Origin of the sequence: Sphingopyxis macrogoltabida (genome assembly GCF_001307295.1) — a bacterium.
GTDB classification, from domain to species: Bacteria; Pseudomonadota; Alphaproteobacteria; order Sphingomonadales; family Sphingomonadaceae; genus Sphingopyxis; species Sphingopyxis macrogoltabida_B.
In genome coordinates this window covers 1,555,290-1,571,822 of record NZ_CP012700.1, presented here as the reverse complement: position 1 = coordinate 1,571,822, position 16,533 = coordinate 1,555,290, and the positions used below count along the sequence as shown (strand labels likewise).

Annotated in this window: 19 protein-coding genes; 7 read left to right on the top strand and 12 right to left on the bottom strand. The window is 65.3% G+C overall.

What is annotated here, in order from left to right; all coding sequences use genetic code 11:
- Positions 1-4: 4 nt before the first annotated feature.
- Positions 5-1,216, bottom strand: a complete 1,212-nt coding sequence (locus AN936_RS07390) for a hypothetical protein (protein ID WP_054590155.1) — start codon at positions 1,214-1,216, stop codon at positions 5-7.
- A 360-nt stretch (positions 1,217-1,576) separates the two neighbouring features.
- Here AN936_RS07390 and gyrA point away from each other — a divergent pair, with 360 nt between their 5' ends.
- Both gyrA and AN936_RS07380 read left to right on the top strand, forming a co-directional pair.
- Positions 1,577-4,291 (top strand): DNA gyrase subunit A, encoded by a 2,715-nt coding sequence (gene gyrA / locus AN936_RS07385; protein WP_149037621.1) that lies wholly within the window; start codon positions 1,577-1,579, stop codon positions 4,289-4,291.
- Positions 4,288-4,596 (top strand): DUF952 domain-containing protein, encoded by a 309-nt coding sequence (locus tag AN936_RS07380; protein ID WP_054587576.1) that lies wholly within the window; start codon positions 4,288-4,290, stop codon positions 4,594-4,596. The genes gyrA and AN936_RS07380 overlap by 4 nt, the downstream gene beginning before the upstream one ends.
- Positions 4,597-4,608: 12 nt before the next feature.
- On the opposite strand, the gene AN936_RS07375 is transcribed toward AN936_RS07380, so the two are convergent.
- From AN936_RS07375 to AN936_RS07365, 3 genes are all read right to left on the bottom strand, one after another.
- Complete coding sequence (locus AN936_RS07375) at positions 4,609-5,397, bottom strand: hypothetical protein (protein ID WP_054587575.1); 789 nt, start codon at positions 5,395-5,397, stop codon at positions 4,609-4,611.
- Between the two features lie 53 nt (positions 5,398-5,450).
- The gene (locus tag AN936_RS07370; RefSeq protein WP_054587574.1) at positions 5,451-6,011 is read right to left on the bottom strand and encodes a peroxiredoxin; all 561 of its coding nucleotides are present in this window, start codon (positions 6,009-6,011) and stop codon (positions 5,451-5,453) included.
- A 146-nt stretch (positions 6,012-6,157) separates the two neighbouring features.
- Entirely contained in the window at positions 6,158-6,541 is a 384-nt protein-coding gene (locus tag AN936_RS07365; RefSeq protein ID WP_054587573.1) for a glycine zipper 2TM domain-containing protein, read from the bottom strand.
- Between the two features lie 164 nt (positions 6,542-6,705).
- Here AN936_RS07365 and AN936_RS07360 point away from each other — a divergent pair, with 164 nt between their 5' ends.
- On the top strand, positions 6,706-7,548 hold the full coding sequence (locus AN936_RS07360; protein ID WP_054587572.1) for a TauD/TfdA dioxygenase family protein: 843 nt from the start codon (positions 6,706-6,708) through the stop codon (positions 7,546-7,548).
- Between the two features lie 220 nt (positions 7,549-7,768).
- A complete protein-coding gene (locus AN936_RS07355; protein WP_054587571.1) occupies positions 7,769-8,230 on the top strand; it encodes a host attachment family protein in 462 nt (153 codons plus the stop codon).
- Here AN936_RS07355 and AN936_RS07350 read toward each other — a convergent pair whose 3' ends face one another.
- The gene (locus AN936_RS07350) at positions 8,231-8,902 is read right to left on the bottom strand and encodes a lysoplasmalogenase family protein (protein ID WP_054587570.1); all 672 of its coding nucleotides are present in this window, start codon (positions 8,900-8,902) and stop codon (positions 8,231-8,233) included. It lies immediately after the preceding gene.
- A 73-nt stretch (positions 8,903-8,975) separates the two neighbouring features.
- Here AN936_RS07350 and trmFO point away from each other — a divergent pair, with 73 nt between their 5' ends.
- A complete protein-coding gene (gene trmFO, locus AN936_RS07345; protein WP_149037772.1) occupies positions 8,976-10,325 on the top strand; it encodes a methylenetetrahydrofolate--tRNA-(uracil(54)-C(5))-methyltransferase (FADH(2)-oxidizing) TrmFO in 1,350 nt (449 codons plus the stop codon).
- 64 nt (positions 10,326-10,389) lie between these two features.
- Here the strand turns inward: trmFO and AN936_RS07340 are convergent, their stop codons facing one another.
- Positions 10,390-10,857 carry an EF-hand domain-containing protein gene (locus AN936_RS07340; protein WP_054590154.1) on the bottom strand — a complete coding sequence of 156 codons (468 nt, stop codon included), beginning with the start codon at positions 10,855-10,857 and terminating at the stop codon, positions 10,390-10,392.
- Positions 10,858-10,993: 136 nt separating this feature from the next.
- On the opposite strand from AN936_RS07340, the gene AN936_RS07335 reads away from it, so the two are divergent.
- Entirely contained in the window at positions 10,994-11,899 is a 906-nt protein-coding gene (locus AN936_RS07335; RefSeq protein ID WP_054587568.1) for a hydrogen peroxide-inducible genes activator, read from the top strand.
- Here AN936_RS07335 and AN936_RS07330 read toward each other — a convergent pair whose 3' ends face one another.
- From AN936_RS07330 to pgsA, 3 genes are read right to left on the bottom strand one after another with little or no spacing between them, the layout of a single operon-like run.
- Positions 11,900-12,340 carry a molybdenum cofactor biosynthesis protein MoaE gene (locus tag AN936_RS07330; RefSeq protein WP_054587567.1) on the bottom strand — a complete coding sequence of 147 codons (441 nt, stop codon included), beginning with the start codon at positions 12,338-12,340 and terminating at the stop codon, positions 11,900-11,902.
- Positions 12,337-12,594: a molybdopterin converting factor subunit 1 gene (gene moaD / locus AN936_RS07325; protein ID WP_054587566.1), complete on the bottom strand. Its 258-nt coding sequence runs from the start codon at positions 12,592-12,594 to the stop codon at positions 12,337-12,339. Before moaD ends, AN936_RS07330 begins: the two co-directional genes overlap by 4 nt.
- A 3-nt stretch (positions 12,595-12,597) precedes the next feature.
- Positions 12,598-13,170, bottom strand: coding sequence for a CDP-diacylglycerol--glycerol-3-phosphate 3-phosphatidyltransferase (gene pgsA / locus AN936_RS07320; RefSeq protein ID WP_054587565.1), 573 nt, complete (start codon positions 13,168-13,170; stop codon positions 12,598-12,600).
- Between the two features lie 147 nt (positions 13,171-13,317).
- On the opposite strand from pgsA, the gene AN936_RS07315 reads away from it, so the two are divergent.
- Complete coding sequence (locus AN936_RS07315) at positions 13,318-14,589, top strand: MFS transporter (RefSeq protein WP_054587564.1); 1,272 nt, start codon at positions 13,318-13,320, stop codon at positions 14,587-14,589.
- Positions 14,590-14,598: 9 nt separating this feature from the next.
- Here AN936_RS07315 and AN936_RS07310 read toward each other — a convergent pair whose 3' ends face one another.
- From AN936_RS07310 to nadC, 3 genes are all read right to left on the bottom strand, one after another.
- The gene (locus AN936_RS07310; protein ID WP_054587563.1) at positions 14,599-14,823 is read right to left on the bottom strand and encodes a hypothetical protein; all 225 of its coding nucleotides are present in this window, start codon (positions 14,821-14,823) and stop codon (positions 14,599-14,601) included.
- A gap of 83 nt (positions 14,824-14,906) precedes the next feature.
- Positions 14,907-15,494 (bottom strand): ribonuclease T2 family protein, encoded by a 588-nt coding sequence (locus AN936_RS07305; protein WP_234715772.1) that lies wholly within the window; start codon positions 15,492-15,494, stop codon positions 14,907-14,909.
- A gap of 118 nt (positions 15,495-15,612) precedes the next feature.
- Positions 15,613-16,461 (bottom strand): carboxylating nicotinate-nucleotide diphosphorylase, encoded by an 849-nt coding sequence (nadC, locus tag AN936_RS07300; RefSeq protein ID WP_054587561.1) that lies wholly within the window; start codon positions 16,459-16,461, stop codon positions 15,613-15,615.
- Positions 16,462-16,533: the final 72 nt, after the last annotated feature.

Sequence of the window (16,533 nt, the reverse complement as noted above, 5' to 3'; positions counted from 1 at the left end):
TTTTTCAAGCATCCGGGCGTCGTGCAAGGCGCACCCACAGCAATATCTGGATCAGCGCCAGCAATGGGAGGATCGCGAACATCAGCGGTGCAAAGCCAAAGAGCAGCGCGGGCGAAAGCATGATCCACGCCTGATCGGCATCGGGGAGCAGCCAGTGAAAGCGCCGCCGTTCGCCCGAATCCTCGTAAACCCAGCGCGCCAGCAGGATCGCGGCGGCAAGGCAGGGCGCCAGCGCCGCCTCGGAAAACAGCGGCATCATGTGCGCGGGGCCGGCGAGCGAAAGTAGCCACGGAAAGATCGCGAGGAGGACCAAGGCAAAGGTCCGGATCACCTCTCGCACCCGGTCCTGCGCGGCGCTTTCGGCGCGGAACGCCGACAGGAAGCGCATCGCAGTAAGGCCAAAGCCGCCGAGGATTGCGACGAGCGCTCCGGCGGCGGCAAGGCCGCTCGCCGCGAGCAACGCGACGATGACCCAGAGCAGAGCGGTTACATAGGGGAGGTATCGCGCCGTCGTCGGCGATTTGACGAGCAAGGGCCCCGCGAGCCGGATCAGCGGCATCATGACCGCCGAGCGCCCCAGCCCCATGCCGCCATATTCGACCTGCTGCAGGCTCGACTGTTCGATCAGCGCTGCGGTCGGTCGGTCGACGACGATCGCGATCTCGCCCTGTTCGAACAGCGCTGGTTCGCAATAGAGCCGCCGCGCGCCCGCCTGCACCGCAAGGCGCAGCAGGGTGAGCATCATGTCCCATTCGCCGGGCATGCTCGCCAGTTCGGCGACCATCGGTGGCGAGATGCAGGCCAGCCCGCCCCAGCGCCGCGTCGCATCGATCCGCTCGAACCCTTGTGTCAGCACCGTATCGCCGGTCACGAGGATCGCGGGCGAACCGGGACGCGCGATCGCGGCATAATGGGTGCCGCCAGCGCGCAAACCGTCGGCGACGAGGATGATCCGGTCGTCATCCTCGACGAGCGCCATCAGGTCGGCGGCCGCACGCACCGGCGTGACCTTCATCCCGCGGCGGCGGATGCGATCGCAGGTTGCGAGCAATTCGGCGGGCACCGCGCCGACCGCGACGGCGATATGCGTGACCCCGACATCGGCGAGGCGCGCCGCCTGCCGCTCGATCAGCGTCTCACCGGCAACGGTGACGAGCGCGCGCAATCCGCCGTCGGGCAGCATTTCACCGGCGCCGACGAGCGCGATCAGGGTCACCGGCGCCCCCCAGGCAGGCAATAGATCATCGCTGGTCAGCTTTAGGCGCAGAGGCGCGATTGGCAAGCGGCCTTTCCCGTCCCCGGGCAGCCGCAACGTCGATATCCGGGCGGGCATTCCCGGTCCCTGCATTTGCCCGCAAAAAAGGGATCGGCCAATCCGCTTCAGCCGACGCCACGACGTCATTTTATATCATTGAAAAACAGGGCCAAATCCTTGGCTCCCGGCCTCTTTTGAAAGGACAAAAAATATCACGGAAAACGACCGAATCGCTGGCCTTTCGTACCCCCATGGGCTAGGCAAAAAGCATCTCCCGATAAGCAGAAAAAAGGCCGGGTCTTGACCGAAGAAAATACGCCTATGCAACCGTCCGACGACGGGGTTTCGCCGATCAATATCGTCGACGAAATGAAGACCTCGTATCTCGATTATGCGATGAGCGTGATCGTCAGCCGCGCGCTGCCCGACGTGCGCGACGGCTTGAAACCGGTGCATCGCCGCATCCTCTACGCCGCGCAGGAAGGCGGCTTCGTCCCCGGCCGCCCGTACAAGAAATCGGCGAAGATCGTCGGCGACGTGATGGGTAACTACCACCCGCATGGCGACAGCGCGATCTACGACGCGCTCGCGCGTATGACGCAGGACTGGTCGCTCCGCGTGCCGTTGATCGACGGTCAGGGCAATTTTGGCTCGATGGACCCCGATCCGCCGGCGTCGATGCGTTATACCGAAGCGCGCCTCGCCAAGACCGCGATGGTGCTGCTGAACGACCTCGACAAGGACACCGTCGACTTCCAGCCTAACTATGACGCGAGCCGCGACGAGCCCACCGTGCTCCCGGCTCGTTTCCCCAACCTGCTCGTCAACGGTGCGGGCGGCATCGCGGTCGGCATGGCGACCAACATCCCGCCGCACAATTTGGGCGAAGTGATCGACGCGACGCTCGCGATGATCGACCGCCAGCTTGCCGGCGGCGCCGACATCACGCTCGAGGAGTTGATGGCGATCGTCCCCGGTCCCGACTTCCCGACCGGCGCGATGATGCTCGGTCAGGGCGGCGCCCGCAACGCCTATGCCACCGGCCGCGGTTCGATCATGATGCGCGCGACGCATATCATCGAAGAAGGCAGGAACGACCGCCAATCGATTGTATTGACTTCCATTCCCTTCCAGGTCGGCAAGTCTGGCCTCGTCGAGAAGATTGCCGAGGCCGCACGCGACAAGCGTATCGAGGGCGTCGCCGACATCCGCGACGAATCGAACCGCGAGGGCGTCCGCGTCGTCATCGAGCTGAAGCGCGACGCGACCGCCGAGGTCGTCCTCAACCAGCTCTGGCGCCACACCCCGGCGCAGTCGAGCTTCCCCGCCAACATGCTCGCGATCCGCGGCGGCCGCCCCGAAATGCTCGGGCTGAAGGACATTCTTTCCGCCTTTATCACGTTCCGCGAGGAAGTGATCACCCGCCGCTGCAAGTTCGAACTCGCGAAGGCGCGCGACCGCGCGCATATCTTGCTCGGCCTTGTTGTCGCGGTCAGCAATCTCGACGAAGTCGTCCGCATCATCCGTGGGTCGAACTCGCCCGCGGCGGCCCGCGAAGCCTTGCTCGCACGCGAATGGCCGATCGGCGAAATCGCCCCCTACATCCGCCTCGTCGAAGCGATCGAGGGCGAGATGGAGGAGAGCGCGACCTATCGCCTGTCCGAAGTGCAGGTGAAGGCGATCCTCGACCTCCGGCTCCACCGCCTCACCGCGCTCGGCCGCGATGAAATCGGTAAGGAACTCGGTGAGTTGGCGACCGAAATTGAAGAACTGCTTTCGATCCTCGCCGACCGTGTGAAGCTCTATGGCGTGATGCGCGAAGAGCTGGTCGCGGTGCGCGACGAATTTGCGACGCCGCGCAAGACGCTCGTCGCTCCCGCTGCCGACGGCATCGACGACGAGGATCTGATCGAACGCGAGGAGATGGTCGTCACTGTTACCCTCGACGGCTATATCAAGCGCACCCCGCTCGAAACCTTCCGCGCCCAGCGCCGCGGCGGCAAGGGCCGCGCCGGCATGGCGACGAAGGACGAGGATGTCGTCACCAATCTGTTCGTCACCTCGACGCACACGCCGGTGCTGTTCTTCTCGACCGCGGGCAAGGTCTACCGCATGAAGGTGTGGCGCCTGCCCGAGGGCGGGCCGGCGACGCGCGGCCGTCCGATGATCAACCTGCTGCCGCTCGCGCAGGGCGAAACCATCTCGACCGTGCTCCCGCTGCCCGAGGACGAAGCCGAATGGGGCAAGCTGCACGTCATGTTTGCAACCGCAAAGGGCAATGTGCGTCGTAACAGCATGGACGCCTTCACCAACGTGCCCTCGAACGGCAAGATCGCGATGAAGTTCGAGGGCGAGGATGAGGACGACCGGCTGATCGGCGTCGCGCTGCTCGACGAAAGCGACGATGTCCTGCTCGCGACGCGGCAGGGCAAGGCGATCCGCTTCGCCGGCGACGATGTCCGCGAGTTCCAGAGCCGCAATTCGACCGGTGTCCGCGGCATGCGGCTTGCCGACGGCGACGAGGTCATCTCGCTCTCGATCCTCCACAAGGTCGGCACGACCAGCGACGAGCGCGAAGCCTATCTCCGCGCCGCGCCATGGAAGGATAATGAGAACGAGCCGACGCTGCCCGCCGACCGCATGGCAGAGCTTGCGGCGCGCGAGGAGTTCATCCTCACCGTCTGCGCCAACGGCTATGGCAAGCTGTCGTCGGCCTATGAATATCGCCGCACCGGCCGCGGCGGTCAGGGGATCACCAACATCGACAATATCGGCCGCAACGGCCCGGTTGTCGCCAGTTTCCCGGCTACCAAGGAACATCAACTGATGCTGGTGACCGATCAGGCGAAGCTGATCCGCATGGGGCTCGATTCGATGCGCGTCATCGGCCGTGGCAGCGCGGGCGTGCGCCTGTTCGATGTCGCCAAGGACGAACATGTCGTCTCGGCCGCGCTGATCGAGGAAGGCGACGAGGACGAAGGCGAAGCCGCCGAAACCGCTACCGAAGCGCCCGAAGCGGAAGCATCGCCCGAATGACCGCCGCGACGGCCTTCAAGGTGCTGACCCAGCAACAATGGGCCGATTTCGAACGCGAGCGCGTGTTCCGCGGCGCGCCGGTGGATATCGCCGACGGCTATATCCACCTGTCGACCGCCGAGCAGCTCGAAGCCACGATCGCGAAGCATTTCGCGGGGCAAAGCTGCCTGATGATCGCCGAGGTGGACTTGGTCCAGCTCGCCGATGCGGTCCGCTGGGAAGAAGCGCGCGGCGGCGAACTGTTCCCGCACATCTATGCGGAACTGCCGATCCACGCCGTGGTGAGCTTGCAAAAGCGCGACTGAGCGCCGCGCTTTTCAGCCTCCGCCCGCTCGCCGTCCGACGCCGTAGTCGATCCGGATTCGCACCCAGGCACCCACCATCGACTGTCCGCCGACGCGCGGCGGCCGGACCCTGAACTGCCAGGCCGCGGCGAGCACCGCGCGTGTGATCTGCGATCCGTTCGGATATTCGTCGAGCCCGACACAATCCTCGACGCGATAATCGGGCGCTGTCCGGCAAGCGATCAGGCCCCAGCCCGGCCCGCTGGCGGTCGACAAATAGCCGCGCAACTCGCCATCGCTCGGTTCGCGATACCAGGCCGCAGCATAGAGGGCCTCGCCGTTGGGAGCGGTGCCCACCCGTTCGCTATCGCGGTAGGCGGACGAGCCCCCGGTGTTGGGCGGGCCAACCGGCCCGTCTCGCATACGAACGCCGATGGCGGGCTTCGTCTGCGGCGGCTGCGGCTGGGCTGGTGCCGGCAGTATCGGGGCCGCCTTGGGCTCGGCTACGGGCGGCGGCGGCAGAGGTGGCGATGGAGCCGCCTCGGGCGCGGGTAGCGGCGACGATGCTGGTTCTTTGGTCCGCTCCAGCTTCTGACCGGCAGGCTCGCTGGCGTCCTCCGAAATCTCGCTCGCCTCAAGGCTCACCACGCTGATGGGAACCTCTCTTTGATCGGGCTCCTTCAATACGCCAAAGGTCAGCAGCATGAGCAGCAAAAGCGCCGGAATGAGCACCGCCAGACCGATGGCGAGCGCGCGGCGTCCCGCCCCAATGTTGAGCGGTTCGGCATCGTAAAGGGTTGGAACAGGGCTCAGCTGAAGCAATCTTTATCAATGAAACGCCGGTCAACGCGCCTTCGCGCCGCTCGCGCGGTGAGTTAGCGCCGCTTCGCGTTCCACGCCCGCACCGCGGCCATCGTCTTTTCGACATGCGCCTGCGGCTTGTTGTCGGTGTAGCTGAGCAGGATCGTTCCGTTCGGGGCAATCACATAGGATGTCCGGTTCGACAGCATCGTGCCGTCGGGGCGCTGCATCGTCGCGTCATATTTCGCCGCCACCTTGGCGCCGGGATCGGCAGCGACGGCAAACTTGTCGCGGCATTCCGAGCGCGAAAACTCCGCGACGCGGTCAATATTGCCCGCGGTAACGCCGATGACGCGCGCGCCGAGCTGGTTGAAACGGTTGTTCGATTCGGCAAACAGATGCGCTTCCACCGTGCAGCCGGGCGTGAAGGCGGCGGGAAAGAAGTAGAGGACGACCGGCCCGCCGCGCAACGTCTGCTTGAGCGACAGGCTGAACTCCTTGCCGCCCTGCGCGGCGGTCAGGGTAAAATCGGGCGCCTTGGCGCCCGGTTGAAGCGCGGCGATGCTCGTTGGCGCGGCGACCGCAAGCGACAAACCAAGGCCGAGCGCCATAGCAACCTTCATCGCGAATTTCATCTCCGGCCTCCACCGCTGCGGCGGACCATCTTCCGCCGCGACCATCTCTACCGCCATATTGGCCGATGCGGCACAAAAATATGCCGGGGCCGGCTCAGACCCTGCGCGATCGCATAGCCTGGCGCCGGCCCCGGATCAAAGCCGGATCAGCAGCGGCGGCCGCCGCGATCAATCTCGCGGCCGATCAGCGCGCCGGCGGCCCCGCCAATAATCGTGCCCGGCAGGCGGTCGCCATAACGGTCGACCTCGCGGCCAAGCAGCGCGCCCGCGGCGCCACCGACGATCAGGCCGGTCGTACCGCTGCCGCGACGGCAGTTATAGTAGCGGCGGTCGCGGTAATGGCTGCGCCGGTAGTCGCGGCGGTAATCACGCCGATAGTCGCGCCGGTAATCGCGATAACGGTCATGGCCGCGGTCGCTGTAATAGCTATGCCGGTGGTGGCGGTCGCGCGCATCGGCTTCGGCGGGCAGCGCGGCGAGCGCGCTGGCGCCGATCAGCACCGTCAACGCCAGTCTCTTGAACAGTAACATCTGTCTTCTCCGTGTTGGTCCCCGTCGATCAAATTAGGTCGGCAAAGATGGCGCGTGGCTGAATTGATCATGCCCGCAGACGCCGGACGCATCGGCTCGACCAGCTTTCGGGGCATTCCGTCGCGCCGATTGACGTCGCGTCCCAAGCAGCGCAGCATCGCGCCATGACGATCAGCATCATCCCCAGCGGCCAGGCCTGCGGCGCCCGTGTGACCGGCGTCGACCTCACCCGGCCGCTTCCGCCCGAAACCGTCGCCGAGATCCGAACGGCATGGCTCGAGCACCATGTCCTGGCGTTCCACGACCAGAAGATGAGCGACGACGATCTCGAACGCTTCACCGGTTATTTCGGCGGTTTCGGCGACGATCCGTTCATCCGTCCGATCCCCGGCCGCGAGCATGTCATTGCCGTAAAGCGCCGGGCCGACGAAACAGCGCCGCTGTTCGCCGAAAACTGGCATAGCGACTGGAGCTTTCAGGCGCGGCCGCCCGCGGGCACCTGCCTGTTCGGGATTACCATCCCGCCGGTCGGCGGCAACACCGAATTTGCCAATCAGCACGCGGCGCTCGACGCGATGCCCGCCGACCTCCGCGCCCGCGTCGAGGGATTGCAAGCCATTCACAGCGCCCGCGCCGGCTATGCGCCGCAGGGCATGTACGGCGCCAAGGACAAAAATCGCAGCATGGACATCCGCTCCGGCGACGAAGCGCTCGAAACACAGCTCCATCCCTTCATCCGCGACCATCCCGAAACCGGCCGCAAGGGGCTGTTCGGGTGCGCGGGCTATATCATCGGCTTCGACGGGCTCGACGATAGCGAGGCCCTGCCTTTGCTCTACGAACTGATTCAATGGCAGGGACGCGAGGAATTTCGCTACAGCCACATATGGGAACCCGACATGCTCGTCATGTGGGACAATCGCTCGGTCCTCCACCGCGCGACCGGCGGCTACGACGGCTATGACCGCCTGCTCCACCGCACGACGATCGCGGCGTGGGACGGGTAGAAGCTGGCAGCAGCCTTGGGGTGGGGAGCGGAGGTTGCTTTCCACATTTTCGTCACCCCGGACTTGATCCGGGGCCCATGACTTCGACGCGGCAGTGGATCCCGGATCAAGTCCGGGATGACGAAGAAATGTCCGCTACCGGCCGAAAACTGACCAACCGCATCTGCCCCGAAACTTCGCCCCTTCCCCATGCGTTGCTCCGGGTAGAAGGAGCACGATCATGACCCTGCCCAACGATACTCTCGTCCTCGTCGCCGACGGCCGCAAGGCGCTGTTTCTGCGCAATCAGGGCGACGAGCAGCAGATCGACCTGCGCACCGCATCGCACCGTACCCGCGAGGATCGCAAGGATAGCGATATCAAGACCGACGCCGCGGGCCAGTCGCCGGCCCCGGCAGGTACCGGTCTGCCCGGCGGCACGATGGGCGAAACCGATTTCCACCAGCAGGAAGAAGACCGTTTCGCGCGCGAGCTTGCCGACAAGGTAAATGCGATGGCACTGGCCGGCGAATTCGACGATCTGGTCGTCATTGCTCCCGCGCGCACGATGGGCGAGCTTCGCCCGCTGTGGCACAAGGAAGTAACCGCGCGCCTCGCGGGCGAGCATGTCAAGGAAATGACCGACCGGCCGATCCCCGATATCGAAGCGCTGCTCGTCGGCGAAGCCGCGCCGCCCTCCTGATCAGGCCCGCGCTTCCTGGGCGAGCGTGCTGACGACACCCCATGCGATCAGTGCCTGCCCCGCGAAATAGAGCGGCCAGACAAACCATAGCGTAATATCTTTCGAGAGCGCTCCTCCCTCGCCGGAGAAGATGAACAGGTCGCTGGCGAGAAAGAGCATCGCGCCGATGCCGGTGCGATAGCGCGGAAAGCGGCTGGCCCACGCGGTTGCAGCCATCGCGGCGACTATCGCAGTATAGCCGACCGCGGCGCCCATGAGGCCGGCCTCGGCATTTTTCGCAAGCCCCCAGGCGATGACCAGCGCCAGCGGCACCACGGCCGTGGCCAGCAGCTTTTGCGACCCGGTCATGCGGGCGCGCCGATTGCGGAAATACAAGGCGATGGCGATCAGATGGCCGACGGCGAAGGCCGCGGCGCCAGGCATCATCCCGACCGCGTCGAGTAGAAAGTCGCCCAGCGCGCCGAAGCCGAGCGTCGCGGCGATCATCCAGCCATCGCGGTTTCGTGCATTGACGGCCGCCCAAGCGGCGAGGAACGCCACCCCCGTCGTCTTCCAGACCCAGATTGCCGGACCGTCGAGCCGCAAAAGGACCGCAACGAAGAAACTGATCCCGCCGGCCAGAGCCAGCCACCACAGCCACCGCGCCCGATCCCAACCGTGTTTGCCGCCCATCGCCCACCCTTTGCATCTTGCCCCCAACCCGCCTAGTGCGCGGGGGACGAACCGCAAGTCAACGATTAGGATAATAGTGGCGCACGACATTCATATCATCGGCGGCGGCCTAGCGGGCTCCGAAGCCGCCTGGCAACTCGCCGAGGCAGGTTATAATGTGCGCCTCTCCGAAATGCGCGGGGGCGGCGATATGACCCCGGCGCATCAGGGCGACACGCTCGCCGAAATGGTGTGCTCGAACAGCTTTCGCAGCGACGACGGCGACAGCAACGCGGTCGGCCTGCTCCACCGCGAGATGCGCACGCTCGGTTCGATCATCATGCGAGAGGCGGACGCCACGAAAGTTCCCGCGGGTTCGGCGCTTGCGGTCGACCGTGACCTTTTCTCGGGCGGCGTCACCAATGCGCTCGCGAACCACCCGAATGTCACCATCGTCCGCGAACGCATCGACACGCTGCCATCGGAAGGCTTGACGATCGTCGCCACCGGCCCGCTCACCGCCGCGGCCCTCGCCGCCAGCATCGGCGAAGCCACCGGCAAGGATGCGCTCGCCTTTTTCGACGCCATCGCGCCCATCGTCTACCGCGACAGCATAGACATGGACATCGCGTGGATGGCGAGCCGCTGGGACAAGGTCGGGCCGATCGGCGACGGCAAGGATTATATCAACTGCCCGATGGACAAGGAGCAATATCACGCCTTCGTCCAGGGACTCGTTGACGGCGACAAGACCGAGTTCAAGGACTGGGAAAAGGACACGCCTTACTTCGAGGGCTGCATGCCGATCGAGGTGATGGCCGAGCGCGGTCCCGAAACGCTGCGCTTCGGCCCGATGAAGGGCGTCGGGCTCGACAATCCGCGCACCGGGCGCTGGCCTTATGCGGTCGTCCAGCTCCGTCAGGATAATGCGCTTGGCACGCTGTGGAACATGGTCGGATTCCAGACCAAGCTGAAGCATGCCGCGCAGGTCGAACTGTTCCGCACCATCCCCGGTCTCGAAAAGGCCGAGTTTGCGCGCCTCGGCGGCCTGCATCGCAACAGCTTCATCCGCTCGCCCGAGCTGCTCGACGCGCAACTGCGCCTCAAATCGGCTCCGCATATCCGCTTCGCGGGGCAGATCACCGGCTGCGAGGGCTATGTCGAAAGCGCCGCCATCGGCCTTGTCGCCGCGCGTTTCGCCATCGCCGAGCTTGGCGGCCGCACCCTGCCCCCGCCGCCGCCCGAAACCGCGCTCGGCGCGCTGCTCGGTCATATTACCGGCGGCGCCGATGCCGCGACCTACCAGCCGATGAACGTCAATTTCGGCCTGTTTCCACCGCTCGCCGAGGATGTCCGCAAGAAGGACCGCAAGCTCGGCTACACGCAGCGCGCGGGGACGGCGTTGGCAGAGTGGATGAAGGCTGCACAGGGAGTTCTCGCTTAAAGTGATCCCCGGCGAAAGCCGGGGCCCACGCCTTCTGGGCCCCGGCTTTCGCCGGACATCCCGATCAGCAGCTACATTTCGGCTTCGCCGCCGGCTTCGGCGCCGTTGTCGCGAACTCGCTCCGCGTCAGATCGCCCGACCGGTCGCCGTCGGCCCTGGCGAAACGCTCGCCCGTCGCTGACGCCCATTCCTCGAAGGTCAGCAGATTGTTGCCGTCCTTGTCGAGCTTGCGAAAGGCCGCGGTGCGCGTCGACATCATCTCAACCCGGCTGACCCGGTCGTTGCGGTCGCGATCGTAACGGTTGAAGCGGCGCTCCTCGCGCGACGCCTCTTTCGCGGCGGGCAAGGCTGGTGGCGCGGGACCACGCTTCGGCGCGTTCGCCCCCGCAACGGGGATAGCGGGCAGCGCCGGCGGCGGTTCGGGCAGCACCTCTTCATCGGCAAGCTGGCTATAGCCCTTCCACATGAACAGCCCGCCGGTGAGCAACAAGGCACTCGCCACGCCGCCGATCAGAAATCGGGAAACCGCCATCCATCCCTCCGCGCCCATCGATCGGGCTGATTATCATGTCGCGGCAGACCGTCGCAATAAACGCCGCCATTTTGGCCGCGAATTTTTAATCGATAAAGCTGTTCAAGATCAGACCATCCATAGCTATATTCGATCAATGCAAAACTACCTGCCCTCGCTCAAGCAGATGCAATATCTCGTCGCGTTGCACGAGCACGGCCATTTCGGGCGTGCCGCCGATGCATGCAACGTGACGCAATCCACGCTGTCGGCGGGCATTCGCGAACTCGAAACGCTGCTCGGCCAGACGCTCGTCGAACGTACGCGCCGCGTCGTCCGCTTCACCATGCTCGGCAATGCGATCGTCGACAAGGCGCACCGCGTGCTGCGCGAAGCCGAAGAGCTCGCCGATATGGCGGCGGCCGCTGCCGCGCCGCTCGTCGGCGAACTCAGGATGAGCGTCATCCCGACGATCGCGCCCTTCCTCCTCCCCGGCCTGCTGCCGCGGCTGCGCAAGGAACGCCCGTCGCTCAAGCTGTTCCTCCGCGAGGAGCCGAGCGCGCAGGCCTGCGAATCGCTACATCACGGCGCGGTCGACTGCGTGCTGCTCGCGCTTCCCTATGCGTGCGGCGACGTCGAGGCGGAAAATCTGTTCGACGACGCGCTGTTCGTCGCCTTCCCCGGCGACCAGAGCGAGGACCTGCCGGCGATGGTCAGCGCCGACCAGATCGACCCCGCGCAGATGCTGATGCTGGAGGACGGCCATTGCCTGAAGGATCATGTGCTCGCCGCGTGCAACCGCCCCGAACTGCGCGCCGGGGCGCGGATGATGGGAACATCGCTCCACACGCTGGTGCAGATGGTCGACAACGGGCTCGGCATCACGATGCTGCCGCAAATGGCGATCGAGGCGGGTATCCTCGACCATACCGATATCGACACCCGCCCGCTGGCCTCGGATCACGACTGGCGGACGATCGCGCTGGTGTGGCGCAAGGGCAGCCCGCGCGCCGACGAATTCCGCATGCTCGCCGACATTTTCCGCAAGCACAAGGCGAACTGATCAGTCCCAGCGCTCCGCGCGCGCGTGATCGCCCTCGCGCTGCTCGACCCATTGCACGCGCCCGTCGGCAAAGCTTTCACGCTTCCACAGCATAACGTCGGTCTTCAGACGGTCGATCAGAAATTCGCACGCCGCGAGCGACTCGCCGCGATGCGGGCTGCTGGCGAGGACAAGGACGATCGTCTCGCCCGGCACCATCGCCCCGACCCGGTGGATCAGGGTAAGCGCGCCCAGTTTCCAGCGCGCCGCCGCCTCGGTCGCGAGTTCCTCCAGTCCCGTCGCGGTGAGCACCGGATGATGTTCGAGGAAAAGTTCGGTCAATCCGTCGTCGCCGCGCACCCGGCCGATAAAGCTCGCGCTCGCACCATGCCCGCCCGCATCATGCGCGGCGAGTTCGGCGGCGACATCGATCGCCGCGGCGCCGACCTCGACGCGGATCATCCGCCGGTCACCGGAGGAAAAAGCGCAATCTCGCGCGCATCGCCGAGCGGCGCCGCCGCGCCGACCATCGCCCCGCCGAGCGCGGCACGGATTCGTCCCGGTTCAGCGAAAGCCAGCGCTCCGCGTTCGTCGCGCGCCGCGAGCCAGCCGACGAGATCGCCCACCGTCGCGGCCCCTGCGGGCAGCACGATCTCTTCCTCGGCAACCCCCATCCGCTCGCGCACCCAGGCGAAATAGCTGACCGTCAGCCTCATCCGTCAGTCCATATGCTTGAGGCCGACGCGCAGATAATCCCAGCCGGTGATCAGCGTCAGCACCGCGGCGCCCCACAGCGAGGCGAGCCCGACCAGCTTGATCCACGCCATCGCGGGCAAGGCGCCCGCAAGGATCAGCGCCCCGAAGGCAATGAGCTGGAAGGTCGTCTTCCACTTCGCGAGCTGGGTCACCGGCATCGATACCTGCAGCGTCGCGAGAAACTCGCGCAGCCCCGACACGATGATCTCGCGCAAGAGGATCATCAGCGCGGCGATGACGTGATAGCCCGCAATGTCGCGCGTGAAGACGAGGAGCAGGATGACCGCCGCGATCATGATCTTGTCGGCAATCGGATCAAGAAAAGCCCCCAGCCGCGAGACGATGCCGCGCGAGCGTGCCACATAGCCGTCAAAATAATCGGTCACGCCCATCAGGCAGTAGAGGCCGAACGCGAAGGCATAGTCGATCGGCTTCGGCTGGTGCGATCCTTCGATCACGCCCGGCCACAGCAGGAAGAGCAGGATGGGAACCGCCAGGATCCGCGACAAGGTCAGAAGATTGGGAAGGCTGAGCATGACCCCTGATTCCCGCCGGCGAGGCGAACTGTTTCCAAAATGGCCTTTGACCGCGACAGCCCTACCCGATAAGCCCCCGGGGTCACAACCGCTTTGCCCCTCGGGCGAAACGGTATCGGATAGTTGGTTTACAAGATTGGGTTTTCAATGACCGGTTCCTTCGCGCTGATGAAGCAACGCCGGTTCCTGCCCCTCTTCGCCACCCAGTTCCTCAACGCCTTCAACGACAATTTCTACAAGATGGCGATGGTGATCCTCGTCACCTTCACAATCTACAAGGACCCGGAGACCGAGGCGTGGTTCAACGCGCTGGCGGGCGGGCTGTTCATCCTGCCCTTCTTCCTCTTTTCGGCGCTTGCCGGCCAGCTTGCCGACAGCACCGACAAGACGAAGATGATCCGCCTGATCAAAACGGCCGAAATCTTCATCATGATCGTCGGCGGCATTGGCATCTGGTTCCATATCGTGCCCGTCATGCTGCTCGCGCTCTTCGCGATGGGAATGCACTCGACCTTCTTCGGCCCGATCAAATATGCGATCCTGCCGCAGCATCTGCACGAGGACGAGGTGCTCGCGGGCACCGGCTGGGTCGAGGCGGGGACCTATATCGCGATTCTCGGCGGCAGCATCGTCGGCGGGCTGACGCCGCCGCATTTTGCCATCCCCGGCATCATCCTCGTCGCCATCGTCGGCCGCCTGACCGCCAGCTATGTTCCGGCAGCCCCGCCCGAAAAGGAAGCCGAGGGACTGGTCATCGACCATAATGTCTTTCGTTCGTCATGGCAGATCGTCAATTCGACGATGCACATTCCGCGGCTGTTCCTCGCCATCGTGTCGATCAGCTTCTTCTGGGCGATCGGGGCGATTCTGGCGGCGCAATTCCCGCCGCTGGTCAAGAATGCGCTCGGCGGCGATAACACCGTCGCGACGCTGTTCACCGCGATTTTCTCGGTCGGGGTCGCGATCGGTTCGATCATCGTCAACCGGCTGCTCAAGGGGCATGCCTCGGCGCGCTATTCGCCCGGATCGGTGATCGTCATGGCGTTGTTCGTGCTCGACCTCTGGTGGTCGGTTACCCACTGGGTCCACGCCGACAACACGCTGATGAACTGGCGCGAGTTCCTGTCGCTGACTGCGGGCGACCGCATCATCCTCGACCTGCTCGGCATCGCCATCGCCGGCGGCATGTTCGTCGTACCGCTTTATGCCTTCCTCACCACGACCGTGTCGAAATCGCAGACCGCGCGCACCGTCGCCGCCAACAACATCGTCAATTCGGGCTTCATGGTCGCGGCGACGTTGCTACTCAGCGTGCTGATCGGCGCGGGGCTGACGATCGGCGATACGTTGTTGATGGTCGCCGCCATGTGCCTTGTATCGGCATGGCTCGCGTGGAAGCTCCACAAGGCCTGCGATTGACCCCTGCCGTCAGAGCAGGAACATCATCGTCGCGGTAAAGAAGATCGCGAAACTCTCCAGAAACAGGCGCAGGTCACCGCGCGTCCAGATCGCTTGCGGGGCGCGCTGCACCGCCAGCGCCCGGCGCAATTCGCCCTTCCAGTCGTCGGGCGCGCCGAGGCGCGCAATGGCGAGTTGCCGCGCGCCGTGCGCGCGAACGAGACCCCGAATATCGATGCGATCGTCGCTGTCCATGCAGGCATGCTAGAACAGCGTTAACGATTGGGTAAGGTTAAAAAAGGGTTAACGCGTGCGGCGTTCCATCGCGGGACAAAGCTTCAGCGGGGCAGCGGCCGCACCCGCACCGCGCGCTGGTCGCGGGCGCCGGTCTGGAAGTCTTTGCACCGCTGCGGTCGCATCCGCGGGCCGAGGCATAGCCGCACTTCCTTGAGCCAGCCCTTGTCGTCCGCCGCCACCGCGATCATCGATACGGAAACCCCCTTGTTGGCCGCCGCAAAGGCGCGGCGGATGCTCCCCGCGGTCTGCGGTTTCGCCGCGAGAGCCGCCATGTCGGGAAAGCGCACCGCGCCGAACAATATTTCGGCCGAGCGGAAATAGGCGGCGGGATGCGGGCTCATGCAGGTGCCGTGCTTGGCCCATTCGTGCTGGAGCAGCTGCGCCGACGGCGTCATGCACAGGTGGCGGCGCAGCACCGGCTGCGGCACGATCTTCGCCGGACGGCACCATTGCGGATAGCCCGGATTCGCCGCTTCGGGCCATAGCCCGTGCAGCACCCAGCCGAAACGGCCGTTCCCGCCCGCGCACTGAAACCGGTCGCGCGCATCCTTCGGGTTACGAACCGTCGCGCAATGCTGCGGCGACCAGCTCATACTCAGCAGATATCCGGCGACCGGCGGTTTGCGCACCGGCTCACCGCGCTTTGGCTGTTCCAGTCTCGGAACCGGGATGCGATCGGGAATCTTGCACGCCAATGCCTGCGCGCTGGCGGCGGTGGGCGCGAGAAGCAGCGCTAGTGCAGCGACCTCAGGCCAGCGCAAAATCGAGCCCGATATCGGCCGCAGGCGCCGACTGCGTCAGCCGGCCGACCGAGACATAGGTCACCCTCGTCTCCGCGATCGCGCGGATCGTGTCGAGCCGCACCCCGCCCGACGCCTCGGTCGGCACCCGGCCGGCGACGAGCGCTACCGATTCGCGAAGCGCGGCAAGGTTCATATTGTCGAGCAGCAGATGCGTCGCACCCGCGCCCAACGCCGGTTCGATCTGGTCGACCCGGTCGACCTCGACGATGATATTCGCGATGCCGGCCGCGACCGCGCGCTGCACCGCTTCTTCGACCGATCCCGCGACCGCGACATGATTGTCTTTGATCATTGCGGCGTCCCACAGCCCCATACGATGGTTGGTCGCCCCGCCCATGCGCGTCGCATATTTTTCGAGGATACGAAGCCCGGGGATCGTCTTGCGCGTGTCGAGCAGGATCGCTCCGGTTCCGGCGATCGCGTCGACATATTGGCGGGTCATCGTCGCGATCCCCGACAGATGTTGGACCGTGTTGAGCGCCGATCGCTCGGCGGTCAGCATCGCCCGCGCGTTGCCCGACAGGCGGATGAGGTCGGTGCCCGATTGAACCTCTGCCCCTTCTTCGACGAGAATCCGGATATCCATATCGGGCGCCAGCGCGCGAAAGAAGCGCTCGGCGATCGGCAGTCCGGCGACGGTGATCGCGTCGCGGCTGTCCATCACCCCGGCAAAACGGGCATCGGCGGGGATCGTCGCCATCGAGGTGATGTCGCCCCCCGCCCCCAGATCTTCGGCAAGAGTCGTGCGGACGAAGGCATCGAGGTCGAAGTCGGGGAGTGTGAAATCGGTCATGGAGCCCGCGTTAAACGCTGCTCCACGCAAATCAACTTGACGTTTACGTCAACTGGCGCTGACATGCGCGCT